Annotated in this window: 10 protein-coding genes; 8 read left to right on the top strand and 2 right to left on the bottom strand. The window is 41.1% G+C overall.

Annotated features, from left to right (window positions below; all coding sequences use genetic code 11):
- Positions 1–93 precede the first annotated feature (93 nt).
- The gene (locus L3V41_RS13990; RefSeq protein ID WP_062568918.1) at positions 94–336 is read right to left on the bottom strand and encodes a hypothetical protein; all 243 of its coding nucleotides are present in this window, start codon (positions 334–336) and stop codon (positions 94–96) included.
- Between the two features lie 238 nt (positions 337–574).
- Here L3V41_RS13990 and L3V41_RS13985 point away from each other — a divergent pair, with 238 nt between their 5' ends.
- Positions 575–1,123, top strand: coding sequence for a TIGR00645 family protein (locus L3V41_RS13985; RefSeq protein WP_237127957.1), 549 nt, complete (start codon positions 575–577; stop codon positions 1,121–1,123).
- 59 nt (positions 1,124–1,182) lie between these two features.
- On the opposite strand, the gene L3V41_RS13980 is transcribed toward L3V41_RS13985, so the two are convergent.
- On the bottom strand, positions 1,183–2,808 hold the full coding sequence (locus tag L3V41_RS13980) for an alpha-glucosidase family protein (RefSeq protein WP_237127956.1): 1,626 nt from the start codon (positions 2,806–2,808) through the stop codon (positions 1,183–1,185).
- Positions 2,809–3,482: 674 nt separating this feature from the next.
- Here L3V41_RS13980 and L3V41_RS13975 point away from each other — a divergent pair.
- From L3V41_RS13975 to L3V41_RS13945, 7 genes are all read left to right on the top strand, one after another.
- Positions 3,483–6,272: a TonB-dependent receptor gene (locus L3V41_RS13975; RefSeq protein WP_237127955.1), complete on the top strand. Its 2,790-nt coding sequence runs from the start codon at positions 3,483–3,485 to the stop codon at positions 6,270–6,272.
- 104 nt (positions 6,273–6,376) lie between these two features.
- Entirely contained in the window at positions 6,377–7,873 is a 1,497-nt protein-coding gene (locus L3V41_RS13970) for a tryptophan halogenase family protein (RefSeq protein WP_237127954.1), read from the top strand.
- Between the two features lie 2 nt (positions 7,874–7,875).
- Entirely contained in the window at positions 7,876–9,726 is a 1,851-nt protein-coding gene (locus L3V41_RS13965; protein ID WP_237127953.1) for a glycoside hydrolase family 13 protein, read from the top strand.
- Positions 9,727–9,817: 91 nt separating this feature from the next.
- On the top strand, positions 9,818–11,695 hold the full coding sequence (locus L3V41_RS13960; protein WP_237127952.1) for an alpha-amylase family glycosyl hydrolase: 1,878 nt from the start codon (positions 9,818–9,820) through the stop codon (positions 11,693–11,695).
- Positions 11,688–13,175: an MFS transporter gene (locus L3V41_RS13955; protein WP_237115155.1), complete on the top strand. Its 1,488-nt coding sequence runs from the start codon at positions 11,688–11,690 to the stop codon at positions 13,173–13,175. The genes L3V41_RS13960 and L3V41_RS13955 overlap by 8 nt, the downstream gene beginning before the upstream one ends.
- Positions 13,176–13,184: 9 nt before the next feature.
- On the top strand, positions 13,185–15,584 hold the full coding sequence (locus L3V41_RS13950) for a glucan 1,4-alpha-glucosidase (protein WP_237115156.1): 2,400 nt from the start codon (positions 13,185–13,187) through the stop codon (positions 15,582–15,584).
- A 184-nt stretch (positions 15,585–15,768) separates the two neighbouring features.
- A complete protein-coding gene (locus L3V41_RS13945) occupies positions 15,769–16,350 on the top strand; it encodes a DUF1287 domain-containing protein (protein WP_193988722.1) in 582 nt (193 codons plus the stop codon).
- The last annotated feature ends 100 nt before the right edge of the window (positions 16,351–16,450 follow it).

The following is a 16,450-nucleotide window of genomic DNA, read 5'->3' as shown; positions in this document are numbered from 1 at the left end:
TCGCTTAATTAAGTGAATTAATATTAGTAAAATAAAAAACCGGAGTGCACCTCTTTGTGTCAGCTCCGGTTTTTTTAATCTGAATTATAAACGCTAGATTTGTACGTCGTTTACTTTTTTGTAGCCTTCAGCTTCAAGCTCATCATTCACGCATTTTAAAACGTAAGGTTTAAGCTCGTCATTGCTGATGTCATCATCTTTAGCCCAGTTTAAACACATTTCAGTGTATTCTTTGATCATTTCAGCTGATGCTTCAGGTGCTTCGTTAGCGATTGCATTTGATGCAGACATAGTCAATACCGGCGCCAAAATCAGTGCTAGCAATGCTTTTTTCATTTAATTATTCCTAATCAACAAAATTAATTATTACTGGCTTATCACACAGTAATGGTGCGCAATGTGTAACCCACTTTGCTTGAATGAAGTTATAAACTAAATTTCTAAAAAAGATAACGAAATTTTTTTATCGTAAAGATAAACAAGAAACAACCAATATTTTTGGCTGCAATACTAGCTATACGCCCCTAATTCCACGTATTATCTTCCTAATTTTAAAAGGAAAGTGAATCTAGTTATGTCTGAGCAAGTGACAAATTCAAAAGTAAAGAAAGTACCGACCAAGGTAGAGCAAGTTGTTGAGAGTTTTATTTTTCGGTCGCGTTGGTTATTAGCGCCGTTCTTTATTGGCTTATTAGTCGCTGTTGTTTTGTTACTACTGAAGTTCTTTGAATATTTGTACAGCATGGCCTTAAATACGTTTACTGCCTCAAATCAAGAGTTGCTAGTTGGTATTTTAACCTTAGTAGACACTGCTTTATTAGCAGGGTTGCTACTTATTATCATCTTCAGTGGTTATGAAAACTTTGTTTCAAAGTTGAATATCGAAAACCATGAAGACCGCCCTGTGTGGATGGGAAAAGTTGGTTTCTCTGGCCTGAAAATGAAATTGATCAGTGCTATCGTGGCCATATCCGCTGTTGAGCTCTTAAAGGTGTTTATCAGCTCGAATAATCACTCCACTGATGAACTACTTTGGAAAGTATTAATTCACGTCACATTTGTGGTCTCTGGGGTGTTATTTGCTTTAACGGATTATATTAACAGTAAGACGATGAATCATTGATAGCGCTACAATCATGAAAAAGCCCTGCAATTGCAGGGCTTGGCTTTAACAACTGATGTTTAATTCAGGGTTGCATAAAAGCAACCGAACCCGGGCAGAGTGACTTTATTATTGTTTAATTCAGCTGTGTGATGAGAGAGCTCAGTATGCTGTGAAGATATAGTATCTGCGATAACAAGCTCGCTACTTTGTGCACCTAAGTTGAATGCACAAAGCATTTTAACGCCGTCCAAAGTACGATAGAAAGCAAGTACAGGTTCTTCTGTATTAATAAATTCAATATCACCTTCTAATAGTACGTTTTTATCTTTACGCCATGCCATAAATTCACGGTAAGCGTTTAAAATCGAATCTTTATCTTGGTCTTGTGTACTTACCGCTGCGACCTTATGGGCATCGCCCACTGGCAACCATGGTTTTGTTGTAGAAAAGCCTGCTTGTTCTGCATCACTTGCATCCCATGGCATAGGCGTACGACAGCCATCGCGACCTTTAAAGTTTGGCCAGAATGTAATGCCATATGGGTCTTGTAAGTCTTCAAACGCGACTTCGGCTTCACCCAAACCTAGCTCTTCACCTTGATACATACATACGCTACCACGTAACGAAGCAAGTAGGGCAGTTAACATTTTACATTGCTGTGGCTCAATTTTTTCACCTTGACTCCAGCGACTAGCGACACGCTCTACGTCATGGTTGCTAAATGCCCAACAAGGCCAGCCTTCTGTCATGCGTTGCTCTAACGTGTTGACGGTTGTGCGAATATATTCTGCGCTGTAGTCATTAGTTAGTAGCTCAAAACTATAGCCCATATGCAGCTTGTCACCGCCTGATGTGTATTCAGCCATGGTTGCTAATGAGTCTTCAGATGAAATCTCACCTAATGCAACAGTACCTGGGTATTTATTCAAAAGGGCACGAATGTCTTGCATAAAGCTCAGGTTTTCGGGTTGCGTATTGTTGTAATAGTGATACTGAAACGCATACGGGTTGTCTTCGCTAAAACCACGGCCTTGACGTTTTTCAGGTGGCTTTGCAGGGTTATCACGTAATTGAGCGTCGTGATAACAGAAGTTTATGGCATCTAAACGGAAGCCATCAACGCCTTTTTTCAGCCAAAACTCAACATTGTCTAATACCGCTTTGCGTACTTCAGGATTATGGAAGTTTAGATCTGGTTGCTCAGCAAAAAAGTTATGCAAGTAATATTGGCCACGGCGAGGCTCCCACTGCCATGCAGGACCACCAAAGATTGATAACCAGTTATTTGGTTGTGTACCATCAGGCTTTGCATCCGCCCAAACATACCAATCAGATTTGTCGTTAGTCTTATCTTCACGGCTATCAAGAAACCATTGATGTTGATCTGATGTATGGCTTAATACTTGATCAATAATAATTTTAATATCACGTTGGTGTGCTTGTGCAATTAACTCATCAAAGTCATCGAGGTTACCAAAGATAGGGTCTATGTCACGGTAGTCACTGATGTCGTAACCAAAATCTTTCATTGGTGATTTAAAAAAAGGTGAGACCCAAATTGCATCCACGCCAAGGCTCTTAATGTAATCGATACGATCAATGATGCCTTTGATATCGCCAATGCCATCGCCATTAGTGTCTTGGAAGCTACGCGGATAAACTTGGTAAATAACCGCACCTTTATACCACTGCTTTTGAGTCATGTTTTTCTCCATCGTGACATTCAGTGTCTGTAAACTGAGAGGTAACCTCACAAGGATTACCAGAATGTCAAAAGCATACGTGAAGGGGGGTAGGCTGTAAAAACTCTGCATACGTATGCACGTTAAATTAACGTTTTAACTCAGCATAATTTATTAACGCTAGTCGTGTGTGTTGAATTAATTTTTAATGTGAAATTCTTTACCAATTTTTTACTGTCCTAAAAAACACAACTAAAAATCCACTGTGGTGCATAAAATAGCTGGCTTGTCACAAAGTGGTGCAACAAGTTTTTTGGTATGACCAATTAACATTCGCTGTGTTGAATTAGAAGTAATAATTTTTCTATCCTCTTTGATCACTAGTAAGTATTAGCTTTTACAGTCAGGTCCCAGTTTGGGTGCTTAAAGTAAGACAATTTTGTTTCATTCACATTTCCTTACTTGGCTTTGAAAATAAATAAATAATAATCAGTAACTTAACTATTTCACCTGTAAAATATTTGTTAAATTTAAATTGCATGAACTAGGCTGAATACGTATGCATAAATTTGTTAAGAAAATAAGCTGAGCGTTAATATTCATCTCGACAACAAAATCAGTCAGCGAATAACAGCTTTTCTGAAACAGATAACTGCATCACGTTGGCATTACAATTTGGGTAATGGGAAAACATTATGTCTATGTTCAAACCAAGTATATTAACTCTGGCTCTTACAGCCGCAGGTTTAAATAGTTTTGTAGCGTATGCTGCTGAAGAAGACCAAAAAGCAAAAAATGATAACGTTGAGGTTATCGAAGTAAAAGGTTTTCGTGGCAGTGTTGTAGAGTCTATTAATACGAAACGCTTCACACCTGAAGTCGTTGAGTCAATCTCAGCAGAAGATATCGGTAAATTACCTGATTCATCAATCGCTGAATCGATCGCGCGTCTTCCTGGTTTAACAGCCCAGCGTCTAGATGGACGTGCAAGTCGGGTTAGTGTTCGTGGTTTTAGCGAAAACGAAAGTGCCACAACTTTCAATGGTCGTGAACAGGTGTCAATTGGTGACAACCGTGGCGTTGAATTTGACCTTTACCCATCAGAAATCATGAGCGGTGTAACTGTATATAAAACACCGAGTGCAGGTATTGAAGCCGAAGGTATTGCTGGCGTAATTGACATGCAAACTGTAAAACCTTTAAGCAAAGGTGAGCAAGTTATCATGTTCAATGGTCAATATGAGCAAACAGGCTTTGATAAATTAAACCCAGACGGCGACGATAAAGGGTTTCGTGGCACAATTTCTTATATCGATCAGTTTGCTGATGACACCATCGGCGTTGCATTTGCCTACAATACGATGAGCTCTCCAAATCAAGAGAAGCGTTGGAACTCATGGGGCTACCCAGAATTTACCGGCGAAGATGGTAATACCTATTCTATCTTAGGTGGCGCTAAGCCGTTTGTACGCTCATCGACACTTGAACGTGATACAGCCATGTTCGTGTTAGAAGCAGCACCGAATGACCGTTTAAATATGACATTCGATGCTTTGTATGTGGATTTTTCAGATGAAAAAATCCTACGTGGTATCGAAGTTCCATTTGCATGGGGTCAAGGTTCAATCGACCCTAGTTCAGCCGTTGTTGATGCAGACTCAGGTTTTATAACCAGTGCTGTTACACAAGGTCAACGTGTTGTAGTGCGTAATGACTATGAAGAGCGTAATGCAGAGCTAACTCAATTTGGTTTTAACACTAAGTACGATATCAGTGATGACTGGTCAGTTGAGTTTGACGCTAGTCGCTCTGAAGTTGAACGTCAAATCTGGAGTATCGAAAGCTACTCAGGTACAGGTCGTGGCGATGCAAATGGCATTGCAGATGATATTGGTTATGTATTTGACGGTGGTAACACAGGGGCACAATTCAGCCATAACCTTGATTACAGTGATTATGATTTAATTCAACTAGGTGGTCCATTATCCTGGGGTGCAAGTGCTGCTCTGAATGATAAATATGGTTTAACTGGTACTGAATACGAGAATACCGCACAAGATGGCTTTATCAATGCGCCAGAAATCAATGATGAACTAAGCACATTGAAGCTTGCTGCAAGCAAAGTCCTTGATAACGCTTATATCAGCCGCGTGTCATTCGGTGTGTCATATCGTGACCGTGAGAAGAGTAAACTGTCTGAAGGTTACTTCATGACGTTAAAAGACTTCTCACTTTCAAACCCTAGTATGTTATCAATCCCAGAGCAATACCGCTTAGGTACGGCGAGCCTTGATTTCATTGGTATGGGCAATATGGTTGCTTATGATACCAATGCTTTAGTGAATGATGGCTACTACAGCTTACTTCAAGAAAGCTTAACTGATTCAAAGCACAAGACACAATCGTGGACAGTACAAGAAGAAGTGACAGCGTTCTTTGCTCAAGCAGACATTAATGCAGAGCTAGGTTCAATCCCAGTAACAGGTAACATTGGTGTTCGCTATGTTAAAACTGAACAGTCTTCACAAGGCTTCGCTGCTAACACAGTTGACGGTCTAGTCGTTGTATCTCCAACAGATGTAAGTCACGATTACAGCCATTTCTTACCAAGCTTAAACTTATCATTTGCAATCGATGAAGAGCAAACCGTACGTTTCGGCGCAGCGAAAACAATTTCTCGTGCCCGCTTAGACGAAATGAACTCATCAGTTAATGCATCTTATAATCAACAACCAGATGAAAACGGTAATTACTGGAGTGTATCAGGTGGTAACCCTGAGCTGGAGCCTAAAGAAGCAACTGGCTTTGACTTAAGCTACGAAAACTACTTCCATGAAGAAGGTTATTTTGCCGCTGCATTTTTCTATAAAGATATTACGCAGTGGATCTTTGATGGTACTTACGAAATTGATATGAGCGGTGTTGCTGACCCATCAACAGGTGAGATTCCAGCAACTTCAACAGGTACTGGTTCTGGTAAAGTAAATGGTGGCTCTGGTGACCTTTGGGGTTATGAGCTTTCATTAACACTGCCGTTCACCATGTTTAGTGATTCACTTGATGGCTTTGGTTTAATCGCAAGTCACACAGGTGTTGAGCAAGATATTACAGACCAAAACGGTAATGAGTATGAGCTACCTGGTTTATCTGACCAAATCGATAGCTTAACAGTGTACTTTGAGCGTAACGGTTTCCAAGCTCGTACTAGCATGCGTAAGCGCAGCGATTTTAAAGGTGATGTATACGGTTTAGGTTTTGCGACTACACAAGTTGATATTAAAGGCGAAACAATTTGGGATGCGCAAATTGGTTACGACTTTAGTGAAGGCGGCGTAGAGAGCCTTGACGGTTTATCTGTAACATTCCAAGTTCAGAACATCACTGAAGAGCCGTTTACATCACTACAAGGTGATAACTCACTACAAGTGCGTGATTACCAAGACTACGGTCGTACATTCCTGTTAGGCTTCAGCTACAAGCTGTAATAAGCTAATGTAGTGATAGAAATTGCCCTTGTGATTTGTTTTACAAGGGCTTTTTTGTATCAGTGAGCTACACTCAATAAATTGAAATTGGTGTTAGGTGTACTATGGGTTCAAAAAAGATAACTAAGGTTGTAATTGCCGGTGGTGGTACTGCAGGATGGATCACTGCCGCATTACTCAATAAAGTACTGGGTAAAGTGCTCGAAATTACACTTGTTGAGTCAGCTGAAATTGGCACCGTTGGGGTAGGTGAAGCAAGTATTCCGCCTATTTTACATCTTAATGCTGCACTTGGCATTTCTGAAAAAGAATTTATAGAGGCCACTGGCGCAACGATTAAGCTCGGTATCGAGTTTGAGAATTGGCGCAGCCAAGGTCACAGCTACATGCACGCCTTTGGTGAGATAGGTAAAGATTTTCCGTTTTGTGAGTTTTATCATTTTTGGTTAAAAGCACATCACGCCAATAATGTACCTGATTTTTGGGATTTTTCACTTAACTATCAAGCTGCCAAAGCTCATAAATTTGCCCACCTTAAACACATTCCTAACACCCAGTTAGCGGGCTTACATTATGCTTACCATTTTGATGCCACTCGATATGGCGAATTCTTAAAAGAATTAGCTCAATCACGGGGCGTTAAACGTATTGAAGGCAAAATTGAATCGGTTAATCAATCTCACCAAAGCGGGCATATTCGCTCTTTGCTACTTAAAAATGGCGAGCAAATAGATGGCGATTTATTTATTGATTGCACAGGCCTTCGCGCTTTATTGATAGAACAGACACTAAATACTGGTTTTGAAGATTGGTCGCACTGGTTGCCTTGCGATAGTGCTGTTGCAGTACAAAGTGAATCAGCAACGGATGCAATTCCTTATACACGCTCGATTGCAAAAGACTCAGGCTGGCAATGGCAAATTCCATTACAGCATCGTGTAGGCAACGGCCTTGTATATTCTTCTCGTTTCTTATCAGACGAAGCGGCAAAACAACAGCTGTTGGACAACTTACCTGCAAAACAACTCACAGAGCCGCGATTTATTAAATTTAAAACAGGGCGGCGCTTAAAACAGTGGCATAAAAATGTGGTATCGATTGGCTTATCGAGCGGTTTTTTAGAGCCATTAGAATCGACCAGTATTCATTTAATTCAAAGTGCAGCGATTCGTTTAATTAAATTTTTTCCTCATCAAGGTATTAAGCAATGCCTTGTGGATGAATTTAATCAACAAAGTAAAACAGAATTTGAGCGAATTCGTGACTTTATCATTCTTCATTACAAACTAACTGAGCGTGATGACACTGCATTTTGGCGTTTTTGTAAAAATATGGATATTCCAAGCAGTCTTAAAAAGAAAATTGAGCTATTTAAAACCAGCGGCAAGCTCGTAAGAGAAGACGATGAATTATTTGCCGAAGTGGCATGGCAGCAAGTGATGATAGGGCAAGGACTCATTGCAGAGGATCATCACCCATTGGCTGATGCATTATCCGATGAGCAATTAAATGAGCTATTTAGTAGTTTAAAAACCTTGATTAATAGTGCCGTTGAGCAACTGCCGAGCCACCGTCAATTTTTAGAAAAAGTACAAAATTAATTATGAAAAAAACACAGACATTTTTAGCGTTAACCACCGCATTCACGCTTTTCAACTCGACTGCAAGTTTTGCAATTACCGCATCACCAGAAAATTGGTGGGTAGGGATGAAAAACAACTCGCTGCAAGTCATGCTTTACGATAAAAATATTGCCAGCAAAGCATGGCAAATGATGCCTTATAAAGGCGTTGAGTTTAAAGGGGTGACAACAACAAATAACCCCAACTACGCGTTTTTAGATTTAACCATCAGCGATAATGCAAAGGCGGGAACACTCACCTTTAAAGCTGAAGATGGCACAAGATTTACTTATCCGTTAAATGCCCGTGATAAGCAAAGTGCTAATCGCCAAGGTTTTACAAATAAAGACACGCTTTATTTAATCAATCCTGATCGCTTTGTAAACGGTGACCCAAGCAATGACACCGTTTCTGGTATGCAAGAGCCTGCAAACCCAAGTTTTAAAGGTGGCCGACATGGCGGTGATATTCAAGGTGTTATTAATAGCCTAGATTATCTTGAGGACCTTGGTGTGACACAACTTTGGCTAACGCCTGTGCTTGAAAATGACATGCCAAGTTATTCTTATCATGGTTATGCCATTACTGACTTTTATAAGGTTGATCCGCGTATGGGCAGTAATGCGCTTTATAAAACCTTATCAGCAGAAGCGAAAGAGCATGGTATTGGTTTAGTGATGGACATGGTACTTAATCACTTTGGTTCATCGCATCAGTGGATGACTGACATGCCTACTGCTGATTGGGTTAACTTTGATGGCAAGTTTGAAAACGGTAAAAATGCCACCAGTCACGCCAGACAAACAATTCAAGACCCTCATGCTAGCCAATACGACAAACGTCAATTTAACGATGGTTGGTTTGTTGAGTCTATGCCTGATTTAAATCAGCGCCAGCCGCTACTCTCTACTTATTTGATTCAAAATGCCATATGGTGGATTGAATATGCCAATTTAAGCGGCATTCGTGTTGATACCTATTCATACTCAGATAAAGCTTTTTTAGCTGATTGGACTCACGCGATTATGAGTGAGTATCCGAACTTTAATATTGTTGGCGAAGAGTGGACAACCAACCCAGCAATTGCTTCTTATTGGCAGCGCGGCAAAGTCAATCAAGATGGCTATACCTCTGATTTACCAAGTGTGATGGATTTTTCATTACAAGAAGCACTGATCCAAGCACTTAATGAAGAGGAAAGTTGGAATACAGGTTGGATAAAAGTGTATCAATCGCTAGCGAATGACTTTTTATATGCAGATACCGATAACATTTTAGTGTTTGCAGATAACCATGACATGAGTCGTGTTTACACTGAGCTTGGGCAAGACTTAGCAAAAACGAAATTGGCCATGACGCTACTGTTAACAACTCGCGGTATTCCACAAATTTATTACGGCACTGAGCTGTTGCTTGATAACACGCCAAGTAATGATCACGGTGATATTCGTATTGACTTCCCAGGTGGCTTTAAAGGTCAAAAAGCAAATGCTTTCACAGGCAAAGGGCTTTCAGCTGATCAGCAAGAGATGTTAAGTTCCATTAAAAAACTGCTTCAGCTGCGCCAAGAAAAGCCAGCACTAAGCGAAGGCCGTTTAATGCATTTTTCACCAAAGCAAGGCGTTTACAGCTATGTGAGAGAACACAATGGCCAATCTGTATTGGTAATTTTAAACAAAAACCAACAAGCCATTGATTGGGACTTAAGCTACATGCAAGAAGTGCTAAAAGGCACTAACAAAGGGCGCGATTTAATCAGCGAAAAGCGCGTTGATCTTGCTACGCCAATCCGCTTAAAAGCGATGCAAGCACGCTTAATCGAGCTTGAATAATTGCAACTAATAGGCTGAATACGTATGCATTTACTGTCCGTATGCAGCCCTTAACATTAGTATGAACTGATATTTACAGAAAAATGAAGTAATGATGACAACATATAAAATAACCGCGTTAGTCGTGGCATCGGTACTAGGTTTAACTGCCTGTGGTAACGATGCACCAGCAGAGCAGAACACACAAAAAACGCAATCTGAATCTAGCCAAGCCGCTATCTCTAAGCCTGTGGTATATCAAGTATTCACTCGATTATTTGGTAATACAAACACCACAAATAAACCCTGGGGCACATTAGAAGAAAATGGGGTAGGCAAATTCGCTGATTTTAATGATGCAGCATTACAAGGCATTAAAGAGCTAGGTACAACGCATGTTTGGTATACAGGTGTGCCGCGTCATGCTTTAGTAACTGACTATACAGAATACGGTTTGTCGCAAGATGACCCTGATGTTGTAAAAGGGCGTGCAGGCTCACCGTATGCGGTGAAAGATTATTACGATGTTAATCCTGATTTAGCAATTAATCCTGAGCGTCGCTTAGAAGAGTTTGTAGAGCTAATCAATCGCACTCATGAGCACGGTATGAAAGTTGTTATTGATATTGTGCCAAACCACGTAGCGCGTAACTACGAATCGGTTGCCAAACCAGCAGGCATTAAAGATTTTGGCGCTGATGATGACACGACAAAAACATATGCGCGCGATAATAATTTTTATTACGTAACAGGGCAGTCATTTCAAGTTCCCAGCAGTGATAGCTATCAAGTCTTAGGTGGTAATCCGCATCCACTTGCTGATAATCAGTTTGCTGAAACACCAGCAAAATGGACGGGCAATGGGGCACGTGCCGCTAAACCTGACATCAATGATTGGTACGAAACAGTTAAAATCAATTACGGTGTGAAACCAGATGGTAGTTATGATTTCCCGATGCTACCTGCTGATTACGCTGATAAAGATTACCGTGCGCACTACGCATTTTGGCAAGATAAAGACCTGCCAAATAGCTGGTATAAGTTTCGCGATATCGCACTATATTGGTTAGATAAAGGTGTCGATGGTTTTCGTTATGATATGGCTGAAATGGTGCCTGTTGAGTTCTGGAGCTTTTTAAACTCATCAATCAAGATGCAAAAAAGCGATGCCTTTATTCTAGCCGAGGTTTATAACCCAACGCTTTACCGTCCTTATATCGAGCAAGGTAAGATGGATTATCTGTACGACAAAGTCGGTTTTTACGACACGGTTAAAGCTGTGATGCAAGGTAAGCAACCAGCGGATACTATTTTCGATATTCAAAGCCAAGTGGCTGATATTGAAGAGCACATGCTGCACTTTTTAGAAAACCATGATGAGCAACGCATTGCTAGCCCAGATTTCGCGGGTAGCAGTGAAAAAGGCAAGCCAGCGATGGTGGTGTCTACCTTAATGTCGCGCTCGCCGACCTTACTCTATTTTGGTCAAGCTGTCGGTGAAGATGGCTCTGAGGACGGTGGTTTTGGCGACCCAACGCGTACCAGCATTTTCGATTATATGGGTGTACCTGCGCATCAAGCGTGGATGAATAATGGTAAATTCGATGGCGGTGCACTTTCAAAAGAGCAAGCTAACCTTCGCGCTTACTACACGAAGTTAATGTCATTAAACTCACTTCCTGCCATTGTCGGCGGTGACATGCAAGCGGTTGAATTGACCGGCTCAGAACAAGTCATTGCCTTTACGCGCAAGCTAGGTCAACAGCTGGTGCTTGTGGTAAGTAACTTTTCAGAAAACCCACAAAATGTTGAGCTTACTCTTAACCAAGCGTTGTTACCTAAGCTTAACCATAGTGATTTAACATTAACTGATAACCTAGAGAATCATGCCGACATTGTGATTTCTGAGGCAACAACGAATGCGCCAATTCAATTACAACTGAATGGCTTGAGCAGTGCAGTATTTACCTTAAAGGCTGACAATGAATAATAACAAACCAACGCTAAGCTTTTGGCAAATATGGAATATGTGCTTTGGGTTCCTTGGCATCCAATTTGGCTTTGCATTACAAAATGGTAATGTGAGCCGTATTTTTCAAACCCTAGGTGCGAATGTTGACGACATTCCAATCCTCTGGGTTGCTGCGCCGCTGACAGGTCTTATTGTGCAGCCGATCATCGGTTATTGGAGCGATAAAACATGGAATAAGTTAGGTCGCCGCCGTCCATTCTTTTTCTATGGGGCTATTTTAACGACGTTATCGTTATTCATTATGCCTAACTCACCAAGCCTCTGGATTGCAGCGGGTATGTTATGGATCATGGATGCGTCAATTAACGTGACTATGGAGCCTTTCCGTGCCCTTGTGAGCGATAACCTGCCAAAAAAACAACGTGCAACAGGGTATGCGATGCAAAGCTTCTTCATTGGTGTTGGCGCGGTTGTAGCCTCTGCACTACCTTGGATGATGACTAACTGGTTCGATATTGCCAATACAGCACCTGCAGGGCAAATTCCTGACTCTGTGAAATTTTCGTTTTACTTTGGTGCCGTTGTGTTACTCGTCGCCGTTTTTTGGACCGTATTTACCACCAAAGAATATTCACCCCAAGAGCTTGAAAGCTTTCATGAACAAGAGCAGAGCGATGACTCAAACGATGTTCAAAGTGATGTAAACTTTAACAAAGGCGCTGCAATTTTTACGGTTCTTGGCCTTGTCGTTCTGGGTATTGTTACAGGCCTATCGCTTGAAAAAGAGCTTTATTTGCTTGCTGGTGGTTTGATTAGCTTTGGTGTTATTCAATTTATTGCTGGTGCTTTAAAAGCTAAAAACGCAACCAGTGGTGGCTTTTATCAAGTTGTGAATGATGTATTCACAATGCCTGAGGCAATGAAGCAATTGGCTTGGGTGCAATTTTTTAGCTGGTTCTCATTGTTTGCAATGTGGATTTATACCACCTCAGCGGTAACCAGTTTCCACTACGGCAGCAGTGATACAAGCTCACTTGCTTACAATAACGGTGCGGACTGGGTTGGCGTATTATTTGCCGCTTACAATGGTTTTGCTGCCATTGCTGCAATGTGTATCCCGATCATCGTAAAAAAAGTGGGGCTTAAAATGGCCCATGCTATCAATCTTGTGTTAGGTGCATTAGGGCTGGTCAGCTTTATTATTATCAAAGATCCGAGTTTACTTATCTGGCCGATGATTGGTGTCGGTTTCGCTTGGGCATCAATTCTCTCTTTACCGTACGCAATGTTAAGTACCTCAGTACCGAGTAAGAAAATGGGTGTGTACATGGGTATCTTTAACTTCTTTATTGTTATCCCGCAGCTTTTGGCGGCAAGCGTATTAGGCCTAATTTTACGCCACTTTTTTGATAATCAACCGATTTATGCGTTAGTGCTAGGTGCAGTGTCATTCGTACTAGCAGCAATTGCTGTACTGCGCGTTAAGCAACAATACTAAGGACACACAATGAAAAAAATTAATCTCATTACAGCAAGTTTGTTAGCGTTAGGTTTAACAGCTTGTAGTTCAGAGCAATCAGTTAATACAGCAGTAAAGCAGGTTTCTGCGCCTGGTGCGCCAGGTGTTGAGCCTTTTTGGGCTTACTCAGGTAAAACAGGTATTGGTACATCGTATGAGCAATACCAAGACGGCCATTACAGCGACTCTGCCGCTACAGGCAAAGTATCAAAAGTTTGGTTTTCAATCGCGAAAGGCATGATCACAGAAACCATGTTTGGTTTAATTCACCAAGCACAAATCAAAGATATGCAGTTTGTTGTAGTCGGTAAAGACTTTACCGTAACAGAAAGTGATGATCTGGATGTAAGCATTGATTATTTATACAAAGACGACGCAGGTCGCCCATTATCGCTTGCTTATAAAGTAGTCAGTAAAGATAAACAAGGCCGTTTCACCCTAGAAAAACATATCTTCACTGATCCTAACGGTCAAACATTGTTTGTTCGTAGCGTATTTAATACAGATCTTGATGGTGTGAAAGCCTACGTTAATGTAAACCCTTATATTGATAACAATGGCTTAGATGACTTTGCAAAAGTGACCGACAAGGGTCTGGTTGCTTGGCAGGATGATAACTTTTTATCTTTACAAGCAGCTCAACCATTTAAGCAAGCAAGCGTTGGCTTTACGGGTGTAAGTGATGGCTTAAAAGAGTTAAAAGCATCGCAATCACTCTCAACGACTTACCAAAATACGGGTGATAAGTCGGGCAATGTAAGCTTACTTGCAGAGCTTGGCGAAGTATCAAAGAACACCACTTTTGATTTAGCTTTAAGTTTTGGTAACTCTGAAGCTGCAAGTTTAAAAGAAGGTCAAGCAAGTTTAAACCAAGGCTACCAAAAAGTGCTTGCTGCCTATAATGGTGAGGGTGCTGCAATTGGTTGGCAAGACTACTTAGCAAGCCTTGAGCCTTTGAGCACATTATCTAATAGCACCGCTGATAATGGTAAGTTGCTCTACACCAGTGCCATGGTGTTAAAAGCGCAAGAAGATAAAACCCATGCCGGTGCTTTAATTGCGTCACTTTCTAACCCTTGGGGTGAAACAGTATCAGCTAAAACAGGTTCTACCGGTTATAAAGCGGTTTGGGTTCGTGATTTCTATCAAGTAGCAATGGCATTTATGGCCATGGGTGATACACGTACCGCCAAGACAGCGTTTGAATATCTAGAAAAAGTACAAGTAACAGATAATACACCAGGTAATGGTGGTGACACTGGGTGGTTCTTACAAAAGACGCACGTTGATGGTGAGCTTGAGTGGGTAGGTGTACAGCTTGACCAAACAGCAATGCCAATTATGCTTGCATGGAAACTACATCAAGCAGGCGTACTTAACGATCAAGAGCTGACAGATTGGTATGGCAAAATGTTAAAGCCAGCTGCTGATTTCTTGGTTGATGGTGGCCTTGCGAAAATTCTTTGGAACGACACGCAAGTTACACCACCCGCAACACAACAAGAGCGTTGGGAAGAACAAAATGGCTTCTCACCTTCAACAACTGCTGCGGTTGTTGCAGGCTTAGTGACAGCTGCTGATATTGCTAAAAAAGCAGGCGACACCAAAAATGCAGAGCGTTACCTAGCAACGGCTAAAACCTACAACAGTGAAATTGAAAGCACGATGTTTACGACTCAAGGTAACCTTAAGTCTGAAAACAGCGATGGCGAATATTTCATTCGTATTGGTCAAGACAAAGATCCAAACTCATCAACTACACTTAACGCTAATAATGGTCGTGAAGGCTTTGATAAAAAGCAAATCCTTGATGGTGGTTTCTTAGAGCTTGTACGTTATGGTGTTCGTGATGCACTTGCGCCAAGTATTGTAAAAACATTACCAGAGTATGATGACGAAACCTTAGTTGATAACCTGCAAGTACGTTACACCTTTAATTTTGCTGATGGGTCAGGTTCATTCCCAGGCTACCGCCGCTATGGTAACGATGGTTACGGTGAAGATGAAGTGACAGGTAACAACTATGCCGAAGGTGGTAACAACACCCCTGGTCAACGTGGTCGTGTATGGCCGTTTTTCACAGGTGAGCGTGGTCACTATGAAATCGCTGCGGCAAACGCAACTAATAGCCTTGATGCAATGAAACAACAAGCAATTAAAGACACCTATGTAAAAGGCATGGAAGCATTTGCTAATGAAGGGATGATGTTACCTGAACAAGTTTGGGATGGGGTAGGTAACAATAAAGCAGGCTATCAGCTAGGTGAGGGTACAAACTCAGCCACACCGCTTGCTTGGACTCATGCTGAATACATCAAGTTACTTCGCTCAGTGAGCGACAAACAAGTATGGGATCATTACCCAGTTGTCGAAGACGCATTGAAGTAAGTTTTACTAACGCAGTAACACAAAAGCCACGGCACTCGCCGTGGCTTTTGTTTTTTAACATTGTTAACCTCTAAGGGGGGCATTATATATTCTTGGTAACTTGATTATTACTACTCTGTCTAGTATTGATTTAGCTAAAGAACTCCCAAATTAACTATGCTCGAACTTTTAAGGGATTAAATAAATGATTAGAACAGCATTGTTATTATCTACATTACTTGTATTTAACGTCAAAGCAGATGACTTTTATAGTCAACTTGTTCAAGCCGCTAAGGAGCGAACAAATCACTCCGTTATTTATGACGGAAGCTATAAAAGAATTGCTTATCCAAATGGTGATGTACCTGCCACTATTGGTGTGTGTACTGATGTCATAATTCGCAGTTATAGGGCACTCGGAACCGATTTACAAGTACTCGTTCATGAGGATATGCGTGATAACTTTACTTTATATCCATCAAACAGAATATGGGGTTTAACAAAGCCTGATTCAAATATTGATCACCGGCGTGTTCCTAACTTACAGCATTTCTTTAAACGACATGGGCATAGTTTGAATATAAGTGAAGACGCGAGCAATTATAGGGGGGGAGATATTGTCACTTGGATGCTGCCTGGCAACTTACCTCATATTGGAATAGTGACTGATGAACTGTCAAGAGATAAAAAAAGGCCACTGATTGTGCACAACATAGGGGCAGGGCCTGTACTCGAAGATATGTTATTTAGTTATAAAATAACAGGGCATTATCGTTATAAACCTTAACCGTTATAAATCTTAAACCCTAACATTTACACTGGGCTTCAATTACTTACAATTTTAAGATACATTTAAGGAAACTGTTTGGACCTGTAATAGGTAGGTC

Source organism: Pseudoalteromonas sp. L21, from assembly GCF_021728035.1.
GTDB lineage: Bacteria > Pseudomonadota > Gammaproteobacteria > Enterobacterales > Alteromonadaceae > Pseudoalteromonas > Pseudoalteromonas arabiensis.
Note: the sequence above shows the minus strand (reverse complement) of the source record. Positions and strands in the feature narration are given on the sequence as shown.